Origin of the sequence: Rathayibacter sp. AY1A2, from assembly GCF_002930935.1 — a bacterium.
In the GTDB taxonomy this organism is placed as follows: Bacteria; Actinomycetota; Actinomycetes; order Actinomycetales; family Microbacteriaceae; genus Rathayibacter.
The window spans coordinates 262,942-275,982 of sequence record NZ_PSTP01000002.1 but is presented as its reverse complement, the minus strand read 5'-3'; the positions used below and the strand labels follow the sequence as shown (position 1 = coordinate 275,982).

Sequence of the window (13,041 nt, the reverse complement as noted above, 5' to 3'; positions counted from 1 at the left end):
GTGTCCACCACCACGACGGCCGTCCGGACCCCGCGTCAGCGCGGGGGCCGGGCGGCCCACCCGTTCCTCCGCTACGCGCTCCGCCGCGTGCTCACCTCGCTGCTGCTGGTGGTGGGCGTGACCCTCGTCACCTTCATCCTGACCAACCTCGTGCCGGGCGACCCCGTGGCGGCCGCCCTCGGCCAGCGCGCTGCGGAGGATCCGGAGATCGTCGCGCAGTTCCGCGCCCAGTACGGTCTCGACCAGCCGCTCGTCGTGCAGTACTTCACCTATCTCGGCAACCTGCTGCACGGCGACCTCGGCGTCTCCACCACCACGCACAACCCGGTGGTCGCCGACCTGGCGAAGGCGCTGCCGGCCACCCTCGAGATCGCCTTCGGCGCCATCGTGCTCAGCGTGATCATCGGCGTGCTGTTCGGCACCGTCGCCGCCTACCGGCGCGGCAGGGCCTCCGACCACGTTCTGCGCGTCGTGTCGCTGGCCGGCCTCAGCGTGCCGACCTTCTGGCTCGCGCTGGTCCTCTACTACGTCCTCTACTTCCAGCTCCGGATCGCGCCGGGATCCGGCCGGCTGAGCAGCGACTTCACCACGCCGCCGACGGTGACGGGCCTCTACACGGTCGACGCCCTGCTCGCCGGCCAGCTCGACACCTTCCTCGACGCGGCGTCGCACCTCTTCCTCCCCGTCCTCGTCCTGACGCTCTACACGGTGGGCCTGCTGACCCGGTTCGTGCGCACCGCGGTGCTCGAGATCCTCGACCAGGACTACGTGCGGGCCGCCCGCGCGAAGGGGTTGCCGAACCGCGCGGTCACCTTCTCCTACGTGCTGCGCGGGGCGAGCATCCCGATCCTCACCGTCGTGGGCCTCGCCTTCGGCAGCCTGCTCAGCGGCACCGTGCTCGTCGAGGCGGTCTTCGGCTGGCCCGGGATCGGCTCCTACGCCTACCAGGCCGCGTCGCACCTCGACCTGCGCGGCATCATGGGCGTCGGCCTGCTCATCGGCGTGATGTACCTGCTCGTGAACCTGATCGTCGACCTGCTGTACGGCGTGCTCGACCCGAGAGTGAGGCTGGCCTCGTGACGGATCCGCGAACCACCCGGTCCGACCCGCGCGACGGCGCTCCGGCCGGTCCGCGCGACGGCGTCGGTGCCGGAGTGCTCGACCCGGTCGCCGCCCCCGGCCTCCGCCTGCGCCGCCCCCGCCTGCGCCTGGGTCGCTGGTCGGCGCCGCTCGGACTCCTCGGCGCCGCCGTCGGCGTGCTCTGGATCCTCATCGCCGTGCTCGCCCCCGTCATCGCCCCGCACGATCCGCTCGCGCAGGACCTGCCCCTCCTCCAGGCGCCCGGCGAGGGCACGCTGATGGGGACCGACGCGCTCGGCCGGGACGTGTTCTCGCGGGTGATCTGGGGTGCCCGGGTCACGATCCCGCTCGCCCTGCTGCTCGTCGTGATGTCGGTGCTGATCGGCGCGATCGTCGGATCCGTCGCCGGATTCCTCGGCCGTGCGGTCGACGAGGTCGCGATGCGCATCACCGACCTCGTGATGGCGTTCCCCACGGTCATCCTGGCGATGGTGATCGCGGCCGCGCTCGGAGCCTCGCTCCTGAACGCGGTGCTCGCGGCGCTGATCGTGTCGTGGCCGTCCTACGCCCGGCTGACCCGCGGTCTCGTGCTCGGCCTCCGCTCGTCGAACTACGTCGTGTCCGGACAGCTGCTCGGCTTCTCGCCGCTGCGCTCCCTCGTCCGCGACATCGCGCCCAACATCGTCGGCCCGGTGCTCGTCCTCGCGAGCCTGGACATCGGCACGGCCATCCTCCTGCTGTCGGGCCTGTCGTTCCTCGGGCTCGGCGCGAAGCCGCCGACCGCCGAGTGGGGCTCGATGGTGTCGGACGCCATCCAGAACTTCGACGCGTGGTGGATCGGCGTCTTCCCGGGCCTGGCCATCCTCACCGTCGTCATCGCGTTCAACTTCGTCGGCGACGCCCTGCGCGACGCCCTGGACCCGCGGTCGCAGACGATCCGCGGAGGAGGCGCCACGCTGTGAGCGACGCACTGACCATCAGCGGGCTGCGCATCCGCACCCGCAGCCACGCCGTCGTGGACGGCATCGATCTGGCGCTGCGCCGCGGCGGCATCCACGGTCTCGCCGGCGAGTCGGGCTCGGGCAAGACCATGACCGCCCTGGCGGTGCTCGGACTGCTGCCCGGATCGATGACGGCCAGCGGGAGCATCCGCCTCGCCGACGACACCGGCGACGGCACGACGGAGCTCGTCGGCGCGTCCCGGCAGGTGCTCGGCGCGGTGCGCGGACGCCGGGTCGCCATGGTCTTCCAGGACCCGTCGACGAGCCTGCACCCGCAGCTCACCGTGGGCCGCCAGCTCACCGACCACCTGCGCCACCACCTCGGTCTCGGCAAGGAGGCCGCGCGGTCCAGGGCCGAGGCCCTGCTCGAGCGGGTGCGGGTCCCGGACGCCCGGGCCTCCCTCGGGCGCTACCCCCACCAGTTCTCCGGCGGTCAGCGGCAGCGCATCGCGATCGCGGTGGCTCTCGCGTGCGAGCCCTCCGTGCTGCTGGCCGACGAGCCGACGACCGCGCTCGACGTGACCGTGCAGGCCGGAGTGCTGCAGCTGCTGCGGGAGCTGGTCGACGACGGCGGGCTGAGCATCCTGCTCGTCACCCATGACCTCGGCGTGATGAGCGCCGTGGCCGACGAGGTGACGGTGATGCGCCAGGGGCTCGTCGTGGAGTCGGCTCCGCGCGAGCGGCTGTTCACCGCACCCGAGGACGAGTACACGCGGGCGCTGCTCGCGGCTCTGCCCGGCTCGAGCTTCGAGGAGAGCCCGGAGGAGCTGGTCGCCGAGCTCGTCGAGGGGCACGAGAGGGCCGCCGCCGCGGACGATCCGGGCGCGGCCACGGCAGGCGACGTCGAGAGGGGTGCGCGATGAGCGCGGGAGCGGTTCTCGAGGCCGATGGCATCGTGGTCGAGTACGGGCGGCGACCGCCGCTGCGTGCCGTCGACGGGGTCGGCTTCCGGGTGGCGGCCGGCGAGGTCGTGGCGCTGGTCGGCGAGAGCGGCTGCGGAAAGTCGAGCCTCGCGCGCGCGGTGGTCGGCATCGAGAAGCGCCGCGGCGGCGATGTTCGCCTGAACGGCGTCGACGTGCCCGCGCTCGGACTCCGTCGGCGCAGTCCGGCGATGACCGGAGTGCAGATGGTCTTCCAGGACCCGAACTCCTCGCTGAACCCCCGTCGCCGCATCGGCGAGCAGATCGGCGACGGCGTCCGGGCGGCGCTCGCCCGGGGCGCCGAGGGCTCGGATCCGGCCGACTGGCTGCGCCGCGTCGGGCTCGACCCGGCGATGGCGAGCCGGTTCCCGCACGAGTTCTCCGGCGGCCAGAAGCAGCGCATCGCCATCGCGCGGGCACTGGCGGCGCGGCCGCGGATGCTCGTGGCCGACGAGCCGATCTCGGCCCTCGACGCCTCGACCCAGACGAGCGTCGCCGCGCTGATGCGCTCGCTCAGCGTCGAGGCCGGCGCGGGCATGCTGTTCATCTCGCACGACCTCTCGGTGGTCCGGCGCATCGCCGACCGGGTGCTCGTGATGTACCGCGGCCGGGTCGTGGAGTCGGGGGACACCGAGACGGTGTGGCAGAGCCCGCTGCACCCGTACACGCGAGCGCTGCTCGCGGCGATCCCGCTGCCGGACGGCCTGGGGCGGCTGCCGCTGGCCCCGCTCGACGCCGACCGGGCGGCCTGGCTCGAGGAGCTGCCCGACGCGCTGGAGCGGACGGGCGCGTGAGCGCGGTGGAGGAGGCCCGGGCCGAGGAGTCCGCTCTCTGGAGCATGCCGAGGGCCGTGAACCGCAGTCCGCTCCCCGGGGACGGCGCGTTCATGACCGCCGGCTGGGCCGATCCGGAGCCGGTGATCGACCCCGACGAGCCGGTGCTCGCCTACACCGCGGAGCGCCGGTCGCGACTGGCGCAGGCGCTGCCCGCCGAGCTGCTGATCATCCCCTCCGGCCTGCCGCGGGTGCGCTCGAACGACAGCGACCACCGCTTCCGCCCGGGCACCGACCACGTGTGGCTGACGGGCAACGGAGTCGCCGAGAGCGTGCTCGTCGTCGACACGACGGGAGGGGAGGCCGGCTCGATCCTGTACCTGCGTGCTCCCTCCGGCCGCGACGGCGACGAGTTCTGGCAGAACGACGCGCTCGGCGACCTCTGGGTCGGGCCGCGGCCGTCGCTCGCCGAGACGCAGGCGGCGCTGGGCATCGAGACCCGGCCGCTGGCCGACTTCACCCGCGACGTGGAGCGGGCCGCGCGGCGGGCCCGGCGCATCCGCGTCCTGCCCACCCTCGACGAGAGCGTCGACGAGCTGGTGCGGAGCATCTGCGGGCCGGAGCTCGGACCGCACCTCGTGCTCAAGGGGACGCTCGACGAGCTGCGCCTCATCAAGAACGACTGGGAGATCGGACGGCTGCAGCTCGCCGTCGACGGCACGGCGCGGGGCTTCGACGACTGCCTCGAGGCGTGGCAGGTCGCCCGCGCGATGCCGCGCGGCGAGCGCTACCTCGAGGGCACCTTCGCCCGCCGCGCCCTGGTCGAGGGGCAGGGGCCGGCCTACGGATCGGTCGTCGCCTCGGGAGCGCACGCCACGACCCTGCACTACACGCGGAACACCGGGCCCCTCGTCGACGGCGACCTCGTCCTGATGGACATGGGCGTCGAGCTGCCCTCGCTCTACGCCGCCGATATCACCCGCACCTTCCCGGTCAGCGGGGAGTTCACCCCGCTGCAGCGGGACGTGTACTCGATCGTGCTGCGCGCGCAGCAGGCCGGCATCGACTCCCTGCGCGCGGGAGTGCGCTTCCAGGACTACCAGGACGCGTGCGGGCGAGCCCTCACCGAAGGGCTGATCGACCTCGGCCTGATCCGCTGCTCCGTCGACGAGGCCATGGCCCCGTCCGCGTCGTACCACCGCCGGTGGAGCATCTCCCGCGCCGGGCACATGCTGGGGATGGACGTGCACGACTGCAACCACGCTCCGCACGAGACGTACCTCGGCGGAGTGCTCGCGGCCGGCCACACGCTCACCGTGGAGCCGGGCCTCTACTTCCAGCCGGGCGACCTGACGGTCCCCGCCGAGCTGCGGGGCCTGGGCATCCGGATCGAGGACGACCTCGTGGTCACGGAGACGTCGTCGATCCTGCTCTCGGCGGCGATGCCGCGCACGCCCGACGCGGTGGAGGAGTGGATGGCGAGGTTGGCGGGCTGAGATCGGGCCCTCGACGCGATCGGCCGACGCGGCCTACGGGAGCTGCGGGGGCGCGATCAGTTCGAGGAATCCGCCGAGGGCACCTTCGAGGTAGATGATGCGCGTGCCGGCTCGGGCGCCACCGGTCATCCGGTGAGGTGTCCCGACCGGTCTCCAGCCGTGTCCAGCGCAGAGTTCGAGGACACGATCGAGGTCCGAGACCGTGAGCGCGATGTGCACCGTGCCGACCTGCGCGGGCGAGCCGGCGGACTCGAGCTGTCGGGGCGGGTCGTACTGCAGCAGCTCCACCCGGTGGGGGCCGAGGGTCACCGTCGCTGCGCGGATCACGGCTCCACGGACGCCCGTGGTCGCCGCCGTGACGTCGGCGTCGAGCGTGAAGGTGCGCTCGAGCACGAACCCGAGACCGGAGCACCACAGCACCAGCGCGTCGTCGAGGTCGGCCACGGTGAGACCGGAGTGAGCGACGTCGGAGACGAGCGGTGATGCCATGACCTCAGTATCGAGCTCCGACACGCCTGCCTGAGGATGTGCGGCGCTCCTCACCCTCCCTGGGTGAGGCCGGTGATCCGGTTGATGGCGACGGCGACGACGAAGGTGCCGAAGAAGTAGGACAGCAGGGCGTGGGCCAGGGCTACGCGGCGTGAGGGGGTGGAGGACTGGGTGATGCTGCTCGCGCTGTAGGCCATCCCGATCGAGAACGCGGTGTAGGCGAAGTCGCTGTAGGACAGTTCCTCGTCCTGGTCGAAGTCGAAGCGGTGGCGGTCGTCGAGGTAGTACATGCGCGCGTACTTGAAGGCGTAGACGGTGTTGACGAGCGCCCAGGCCGCGACGACCCCGACGACCGCGAGGATCGCGGCCGCGGATCCGACGGGGTCCTTCTGCTGGCTGCGGAGGAGTGCGACGACCACGAGGACGAGGCTGAAGAAGGTGGCGGCGATGATGAGCGAGTCGACCAGCTTCCGGGACCGGTCCTCGTGGCGGGCGAGGTCGCGGGTGCGTTCCGGGCCGGCCGGCCACGCCGTCGACCAGGCCCAGACGAGGAACACCGCCGCGGCGATCGCCCAGCAGAGCAGAGGCGACAGATCGGGGACCGCAGTGGACCCTGAGCGCTCGGGCCGGAGATCCTTCAGACGGGCACGATCGGCCCCAGCACATTGAGCGCGACGACGGCCACCAGCTGGACGACGCCCGCGGTGACCAGTCGACCACCGAGGTGCGACGTGTCAGCGGGCCGCTCGGTCACCGAGCCGATCCGTACTGCTCCCGACGTCGTCCGGCACGTGAGTCAGGATGTCGCCCACCTGGCAGCCGAGGACCTCGCAGATGGCGTCGAGTGCTGAGGCACTCACACCATCCTCCTGCGAAGAGGGGGCGGTGTCAGCCGGAGAGGGCAGTGCCCGAGAGCGGGTGGGTCAGTCGTCGTCGCTGTCGGGCGCGGGTGCCTGATCGGTGCTGGTGCTCGAGGTGGAGTCGGACCAGACGGCTTGTGCGCCGGAGTCGCCGATGCGGATCACGTCGATGGTCGCTCCGACGGAGATGGCGATCGCTGCGACGGCGAGCACGATTCCGACGAGGGGGCGGCGGGTGGTGGCGGCTCGGTCCTCGGTTCGTCGCGTGCGGCGGAACCAGAGCCACTGGACCAGGGCGACGAGGAACAGGCCGGCAGCCCAGGGGAGCAGGTGGTCGCCGAGCTCGGTGTGCTTCTCGAGGATCGCGGACGGCTCCGTCTGTCGTTCGAGCGCTTCTCCGGCCTGCGTGGTGAGCGGGACGGCGATCAGCGCGGCGAGGGCGATGATCGGGGTGAGGATCCCGAACTTGCGGCGGGCGGCCGGCCAGAGGCTGCCGAGGATGAGCATCAGTGCGGCGAGGGGGAGCAGAACCACGACGGCGTGCACGAGGAGCGGGTGGAGGGGGAGGCCGTTGATCTGCCAGTCGTTCATCGGGGGCGCCTTCGGTCGAGAGGGGGGCTGTCCTCGTGACGCTAACGCGCCCCGCCCTGCGCGCTCTGCCGTTGGACGTGTTCGTGTGAGCCCTCGAACGATCACTCGCCCGTCCTCCGAGCCGACTCCCCGCTTCACCGCCGATATGCGAGGAGCCGACCGAGCGGAGTCAGGACGTGTGCCGGCTCGCCGGTGCGATCAGGCGGCGGAGCCGGTCGGTCACGAGAAGGGCACCGGCGGCGTCGATGGTGAGGACGTCGACGTCGAAGCGGTCGGTGACGGTGTCGAGCGTCCCGACGCCGCCGGCGAGGATCGCGGTCGCGAGGACGTCGGCGGTGACGATGTCCTCGGCGATCACGGACACCTGCACGAAGGGGACGTCACCGGGCTCGGCAGGTCGGCGCCAGACGTGCTCTCCGCGTTCAGCCGTCCCGGAGGTGGCGATCGCGCGGCGCCCGTCGCCGAGCGGGACGACGCAGAGCAGTGCCTGCCGGTCGTCGGGATCCACGATCCCGACCCTCCAGCTGCCGAAGGGCGAGGTGAGGACGTCGCCACCGACGTCGAGGAGCCACTCGCCGTCTCCGAGCAGCCGGGCCGCGCGCGCCATGGTGGTCGCCTTGATGGTTCCGGCGAGGTCGATGACCCCGTCGGGCCGGTGCGGGGTGAAGGCGCCGTCCGTCGCCGTTCGCCAGTGCAGCGATTCGGTGTAGGCGGTCCGCATCTGCTCGGACGCGGCCGTCAGCGCGAGCTCGCCGCGGGCGATCCGGGACGCCTCCGACTCCGGCCGGTACAGGCTGAAGCGGGCGTCGGCGTCGGCGAAGACGGCTTCGACGTCGCCGACCGGGGTGTCGTCGGCGGCGCGCAGGCTGACGACGGTGCCCATCGTCGTGAACGTGTGCACGGTCAGAGTCCGGCCTGGTCGATCGCCGACTGCAGGGAGGTGAGGTACCCGTCGCTGGTGTAGGTCGCTCCGCTGACCGCCTGCACGTTCGCGGACTGGGCGGCGAGGACTTCTTGACGCAGGATCGGCGCGGCCCGGTGCGAGATCGACACGGACCGGCCGTCCTTGTCCGTGAGGTGCACGGCCGTGACGTCGGTGATCTGCCCGCCGGCGACGGTGATCGCGACCTGCACAGCGTCGAAGCGAGTCGGAACAGATGAGCCGGTCCACGTGCCGTCGGCCGAGGCGGACGGGCTCGCAGTGGCCGTCGAGCTCGTACCGGCCGACGGGTCGGTGGGCGCGCCGGCGGAGGGCGTCGTCGAGGCGGGGGCGCCGGCCGAGGTCGGCGTGGTCGCCGCGGGGGATGTCGGGTCCGTGGCCGTGGTGGCGCTCGTTCCGGTGGCGAGCGGGGAACCGGTGGCGCCGGCGGATCCCATCTGCCAGCCGCCGACGAGGACGGCGAGGGAGGCGAGGACGCTGGCGACTGCTGCTCGTGTTCTCACCAGTCGAACCTCTCCACGTGGATCTGCCGGTCGGGCAGGCCTGCCGCTCGCGCGTCGCGGACGACGAGGTCGGTCCAGGCGGTGGGACCGCAGACGAACAGGTCGGATTCGAGCAGGCCCGGCAGTGCCGAGGTGATCGTCACACCTCGGGCGACGGACTCGGCGGACATCCACGTCGCCAGCCCTGCGGGCCGCCGGCCGATCATCCCGAACAGCGCGCCGCGGCTGCTGCGGACCAGTGTCCGAGTCTCGTCCCAGAGGTAGGTCTGGGAGTCGTCGGTGGCGCGCAGCAGGACGGTGGCCTCGCCGGGTCGGAGGCCGCCGTGCTCGAGGAGCGCTCGGGCGGGGGTGATGCCGATGCCGGCGGCGATGATCGCGAGCCGCGGGGCGGTGCGGGCGACGTCGGTGAAGATCCCGTAGGGCCCCTCGATCGAGACCGCGGTCCCGGGGCGCAGTCGTGCGAGACGGTCGGTCCCGGCTCCGAGTGCGCGGACGGTGATCCGAGCGCGGGTGTCGGTCGGGACGGCGGAGAAGGAGATCGGGTGCGCATGCCACCAGGTGCCGCGGCTCCAGAACCGCCAGATCGCGTACTGCCCGCCGATCACGCCGAGGCGGGAGAGGTCGCGGCCGGAGAGGTGGAGCGAGAAGACGCCGGGGGCGATCGTCTCGACGGCCTCGACCCGGATCCGGTGCCGCAGCGTCGTGAGGACCGGCACCGCGAACCGGAACCTGGCGATCGCTCCGAACGCCAGGACGTAGAGGGCGAGCCAGTAGACGCGCTGCGGGGTGCTCTCGGCGAGGACCTGGCCGGCGGAGAGCTGGTGGGGGACGGCGACGAGGACCGCCGCGTAGCTGAGGAGGTGGATCGCGTGCCACGCCTCGTACGCGAAGCGGCGGCGCACGGCGACGAGGGAGGTGACGACGACGAGCACCAGCAGGGTGCTGCCGAGCAGCGCCAGGAGCATGTCGGCGCCGGAGTACAGAGCGAGTGTCTCGTTCCACAGCGTCAGCCCGTCGGTGAGGGCGTAGCCGACGGTGAGCAGGGCACCGTGCCCGAGGATCAGAGACAGGGCGGGCTTGCCGAGGCGACGGTGCAGCGCCATCGCGGTGTCCTGGCCGAAGGTGCGATCGATCCAGGGGATCCGGGCGGCGAGGACGAGCATGACCAGGATCAGGTCGGTGCCGACGAGGCCGGCGACGATCCCTGCGGCCGTGAGAGCTCCGGCGATATCGGTGGCCTCCGCGGGCCCGCCGGCTGCGAGGTAGAGCGCGATGGCGAGGGCGACCGAGACCCAGCCGGCGGTGACGAGCGCGTCCGCGGAACGCAGGCGCCGACGCAGGGATCGCTCGCGGTCGGCCTGCGACCGCCGCAGCGTGGTCGGCGCGTGGGGTGCGGGTGCGTTGGTCGGTCGGATCGTGGTGCTCACGGCGGCGCCCTCCGGTCGGTGTCGCATGCGCCGACCTCGGGTTTCCGGGGGCGCGCTCCTACCGTCGCGGGGGAGTCTTGGTGTCGACTATGAGGGATGCGTGCCGATTCCCCGCCGGAGCCCGATTCGTGTTCGAGGTATCACATGTCACCGCTCGGGCAGCACGACCGTCACCCTCACTCCGGCGGGTCGACAGTTCTCGATGGTGACCGATCCGTCCGCGGTGTCAACGAGAGCTGCGACGAGGGCGAGCCCGAGCCCGCTGCCGCCGTCGCGGCTGGTGCGCGCCTCGTCGGGTCGAGAGAAGCGCTCGAACGCGTGCGGCACGAACTCCTCCGGGATGCCGTGCCCAGTGTCCCGGACGCTCAGCTCGAGGGTGGAATCGTGCTGCTCGAGGAGGAGGGTGATGCGTCCGGCAGGAGGTGTTGCGGCGATCGCATTCGCGCCGAGATTGTCGAGGATCCGCGAGAACGCGCTCACCGAGAGCGGGTAGGGCGCGTCGGCGCGCTCGATCGCGGTATCGAGCTCGATGTCGGGGCCGGTGCCGCCGGTGATCGTCCTCAGCCGGTCGACGGAGTCCATCAGCTCGGTCTCCAGCTCGCTCGCCGTCGCGCGCGCGGTGACGGGCGGGGCGGCGTCCAGCTGGGAGAGCTCCAGGAGGTTCGTCGCCAGGCGGGACAGGCGGGCGAGGGACCCCTCGGCGGCGCGGATCTCTTCTTCGAGGGCGTCCGCGTCGCCGAAGTGCCGGTGCGCGAGTTCGAGCTGGGTGATGACGACTGCCAGCGGCGTGCGGATCTCGTGGCTTGCCGCGGACACCATCTGCCGCTCCCGATCGGCGGTGTCCCGCGTCCGAGCGATGAACGCGTTCAACGTCTCCGCCAGATCCGACAGCTCATCAGTCGCCGGGCCTACGGGAAGCTCGCCGCCGTGCCGGTCGCCGAGCGACGCGGCGGTGCGGCGCATCCGCTCGACCGGACGCAGGGCGGCGCCGGTGAGCAGCCATGCGGCGAGGGCGGACAGGATCACGAGGGCCGCGGCGCTGACGAGCAGCGTCCGGTCCAGGGCCGCGACGGTCAGGTCGCTGCCGGCGCCGCTGCGAGCCGCCCACAGCTCCCACGTGCCCGCACTCGTGTCCAGGGTCCGGGAGACGATCGTGAACCGGACGTCCTCGTCGGTCATCACCGTCGAGGTGCCGTCGCTGCCGGTGCTGCGCTCCAGAACCTCGTGGACGTCGTGCGGCATCGTATCGACGGGGACCGCTCCGCCGGGAGCGCGCGCGAAGATCAGGATCCCCTCGGCCGGAGGGTCGGGGGTCTCGGTCGGGTCCGATCCCAGATCGGCGAGATACGGGGCGAGGTCGCCCTCGGCGACGGTCACCTCGGACGCGACGACGATGCTGCGGACCTGCCCGTGCAGCACGAGGGTGATCACGCCGACCCCGATCAGCGCGACGAGGAGGCTGCCGAGGGTGATCCGGGAGCGGATCGACAGGGAGCGCAGCAGCCTCACTCGGCGCGCTCCAGCCGGTATCCGGCGCCGCGGACGGTCGTGATCCGGAGGCCTGTGTCGGCGATGGCGAGCTTCTTGCGGAGGTAGCTGACGTACTGATCCACGAGGGTCGGCTCGAACGTCTCCGTAGACCCCCACACTTCGGCGAGGATCTCCGTCCGGGTCAGTACCTCATCGAGATGCACGGCGAAGAAGCGCAGCAGCGTGAGCTCCTTGACACTCAGCGCGAAGGGACGCTCTCGGACCGTCGCGCGCACGGACAGGGCATCCAGGCGCAGCGCTCCGATCTGGACCACTGGCTGCGGGCCGCTGGCTCGGCGCCGGATCTGTGCGCGGATCCGGGCGCTCAGCTCGCCGAAGTGGAACGGCTTGGTGACGTAGTCGTCGGCGCCCGAGTCCAGCCCGAAGATCCGGTCCTCGACGGCGTCCCGCGCCGTGATCAGCACGACCGGGACGGTGCTGCCCGACTCCCGCATCCGTCGGCAGACCTCGAACCCGGTCATCCCTGGCAGCATCACGTCGACGACGGCGACATCGACGTCTCCCGCGGTGAAGGCGATCAGCGCGTCGACGCCGTTGTCGACGAGCTGCACGTCGTAGCCGTCCTCCCGCAGTCCCCGCTCGACGAGGGCACCCATCTGCGGGTCGTCCTCGACGACGAGGATCCGGGACATCAGACTGCGCCGGACGTGCCGAGCAGCAGGCCGATCAGGAACGTCGCCGCGAGGGCCAGAGCGCCGCCGACGACGATGCGGATCATCGGGCGCAGAGCCGGGCTGCCGCCGACCCGTGCGCTGATGTATCCGGTCGCGGCGAGGGCGATCAGCACCACGGCGAAGGTCACCGGAACCCTCCAGTCCGGCGGAGGGAGCAGGATCGCCAGCAGCGGCAGCACGGCTCCCAGGAGGAAAGCCAGCGCCGAGGCGCCGGCGGCGGCGAGCGGGCTGGCGACCGCTTCCTCGTTCAATCCGAGCTCCGCTTCCAGATGTGCGGTCAGAGCGTCGTTCTCGGTCAGCTCGCGGGCGACCTGATGCGCTGTCTCCGGGGTCAGGCCACGCGCTCGATAGAGCCAGGCGAGTTCTTCGAGCTCCCCGTCGGGATCCTCGGCCAGCTCGACCCGCTCCTTCGCGATCAGTGCGCGCTGGCTGTCGCTCTGGCTGCTCACCGACACGTACTCGCCGAGCGCCATCGAGATCGCACCGCCGACGACCCCTGCGACGCCCGCCGTCAGGATCGGTGCCGTGGCGGTCGTCGCTCCGGCGACACCCACGACGAGAGCGGCGACCGAGACGATGCCGTCGTTCGCGCCGAGCACGCCCGCTCGCAACCAGTTCAGCCGCCCTGAAATCGCGCTGTCGTGCGGTTCCGCGCGGGGCGAGGAGGGCTGAGGCGTGAATGGGGTCGACATGAGGGCCATGCAAGCACCCACCCCTCGGTAGCGCTAGCCAGGCG

Annotated in this window: 15 protein-coding genes; 5 read left to right on the top strand and 10 right to left on the bottom strand. The window is 72.1% G+C overall.

Translation table 11 applies throughout. The features are described from left to right. Genes C5B93_RS03720 through C5B93_RS03700 form a run of 5 tightly spaced genes read left to right on the top strand, consistent with a single transcriptional unit; the run spans window position 1 to window position 5,270 of the window. The gene (locus C5B93_RS03720) at window positions 1-1,080 is read left to right on the top strand and encodes an ABC transporter permease (RefSeq protein WP_104223257.1); all 1,080 of its coding nucleotides are present in this window, start codon (window positions 1-3) and stop codon (window positions 1,078-1,080) included. After that, window positions 1,077-2,042: an ABC transporter permease gene (locus tag C5B93_RS03715; RefSeq protein ID WP_258063303.1), complete on the top strand. Its 966-nt coding sequence runs from the start codon at window positions 1,077-1,079 to the stop codon at window positions 2,040-2,042. Before C5B93_RS03720 ends, C5B93_RS03715 begins: the two co-directional genes overlap by 4 nt. After that, on the top strand, window positions 2,039-2,944 hold the full coding sequence (locus C5B93_RS03710) for an ABC transporter ATP-binding protein (protein ID WP_104223256.1): 906 nt from the start codon (window positions 2,039-2,041) through the stop codon (window positions 2,942-2,944). Before C5B93_RS03715 ends, C5B93_RS03710 begins: the two co-directional genes overlap by 4 nt. Beyond that, on the top strand, window positions 2,941-3,795 hold the full coding sequence (locus C5B93_RS03705; RefSeq protein WP_104223255.1) for an ATP-binding cassette domain-containing protein: 855 nt from the start codon (window positions 2,941-2,943) through the stop codon (window positions 3,793-3,795). The genes C5B93_RS03710 and C5B93_RS03705 overlap by 4 nt, the downstream gene beginning before the upstream one ends. Further along, a complete protein-coding gene (locus C5B93_RS03700) occupies window positions 3,792-5,270 on the top strand; it encodes an aminopeptidase P family protein (protein ID WP_219814017.1) in 1,479 nt (492 codons plus the stop codon). Before C5B93_RS03705 ends, C5B93_RS03700 begins: the two co-directional genes overlap by 4 nt. Window positions 5,271-5,303: 33 nt before the next feature. Here C5B93_RS03700 and C5B93_RS03695 read toward each other — a convergent pair whose 3' ends face one another. The 10 genes from C5B93_RS03695 to C5B93_RS03650 form a co-directional block, all read right to left on the bottom strand. Beyond that, the gene (locus C5B93_RS03695; RefSeq protein ID WP_104295720.1) at window positions 5,304-5,759 is read right to left on the bottom strand and encodes a VOC family protein; all 456 of its coding nucleotides are present in this window, start codon (window positions 5,757-5,759) and stop codon (window positions 5,304-5,306) included. Between the two features lie 50 nt (window positions 5,760-5,809). Next, window positions 5,810-6,343, bottom strand: a complete 534-nt coding sequence (locus C5B93_RS03690) for a DUF1345 domain-containing protein (protein WP_258062911.1) — start codon at window positions 6,341-6,343, stop codon at window positions 5,810-5,812. A 150-nt stretch (window positions 6,344-6,493) separates the two neighbouring features. Then, window positions 6,494-6,619 (bottom strand): helix-turn-helix transcriptional regulator, encoded by a 126-nt coding sequence (locus C5B93_RS17855; RefSeq protein ID WP_181065426.1) that lies wholly within the window; start codon window positions 6,617-6,619, stop codon window positions 6,494-6,496. A 63-nt stretch (window positions 6,620-6,682) separates the two neighbouring features. Beyond that, window positions 6,683-7,210 carry a DUF2231 domain-containing protein gene (locus C5B93_RS03680; protein WP_104226519.1) on the bottom strand — a complete coding sequence of 176 codons (528 nt, stop codon included), beginning with the start codon at window positions 7,208-7,210 and terminating at the stop codon, window positions 6,683-6,685. A 169-nt stretch (window positions 7,211-7,379) separates the two neighbouring features. Continuing rightward, entirely contained in the window at window positions 7,380-8,111 is a 732-nt protein-coding gene (locus C5B93_RS03675) for an FAD:protein FMN transferase (RefSeq protein WP_258062908.1), read from the bottom strand. Between the two features lie 2 nt (window positions 8,112-8,113). After that, on the bottom strand, window positions 8,114-8,653 hold the full coding sequence (locus C5B93_RS03670) for an FMN-binding protein (protein ID WP_258062909.1): 540 nt from the start codon (window positions 8,651-8,653) through the stop codon (window positions 8,114-8,116). After that, entirely contained in the window at window positions 8,650-10,080 is a 1,431-nt protein-coding gene (locus C5B93_RS03665; protein WP_258062910.1) for a ferredoxin reductase family protein, read from the bottom strand. Before C5B93_RS03665 ends, C5B93_RS03670 begins: the two co-directional genes overlap by 4 nt. Window positions 10,081-10,227: 147 nt before the next feature. Then, window positions 10,228-11,589, bottom strand: coding sequence for a cell wall metabolism sensor histidine kinase WalK (locus C5B93_RS03660; protein WP_104257597.1), 1,362 nt, complete (start codon window positions 11,587-11,589; stop codon window positions 10,228-10,230). After that, window positions 11,586-12,263, bottom strand: coding sequence for a response regulator transcription factor (locus C5B93_RS03655; RefSeq protein ID WP_104291802.1), 678 nt, complete (start codon window positions 12,261-12,263; stop codon window positions 11,586-11,588). Before C5B93_RS03655 ends, C5B93_RS03660 begins: the two co-directional genes overlap by 4 nt. Next, window positions 12,263-12,997 carry a VIT1/CCC1 transporter family protein gene (locus C5B93_RS03650; RefSeq protein WP_258063407.1) on the bottom strand — a complete coding sequence of 245 codons (735 nt, stop codon included), beginning with the start codon at window positions 12,995-12,997 and terminating at the stop codon, window positions 12,263-12,265. Before C5B93_RS03650 ends, C5B93_RS03655 begins: the two co-directional genes overlap by 1 nt. Window positions 12,998-13,041: the final 44 nt, after the last annotated feature.

Excerpts from the sequence above, each read along its gene's own strand:
- C5B93_RS03705 (WP_104223255.1), top strand. The coding sequence starts at position 2,941 with ATGAGCGCGGGAGCGGTTCTCGAGGCCGATGGCATCGTGGTCGAGTAC.
- C5B93_RS03695 (WP_104295720.1), bottom strand. The coding sequence starts at position 5,759 with ATGGCATCACCGCTCGTCTCCGACGTCGCTCACTCCGGTCTCACCGTG.
- C5B93_RS03680 (WP_104226519.1), bottom strand. The coding sequence starts at position 7,210 with ATGAACGACTGGCAGATCAACGGCCTCCCCCTCCACCCGCTCCTCGTG.
- C5B93_RS03655 (WP_104291802.1), bottom strand. The coding sequence starts at position 12,263 with ATGTCCCGGATCCTCGTCGTCGAGGACGACCCGCAGATGGGTGCCCTC.
- C5B93_RS03650 (WP_258063407.1), bottom strand. The coding sequence starts at position 12,997 with ATGTCGACCCCATTCACGCCTCAGCCCTCCTCGCCCCGCGCGGAACCG.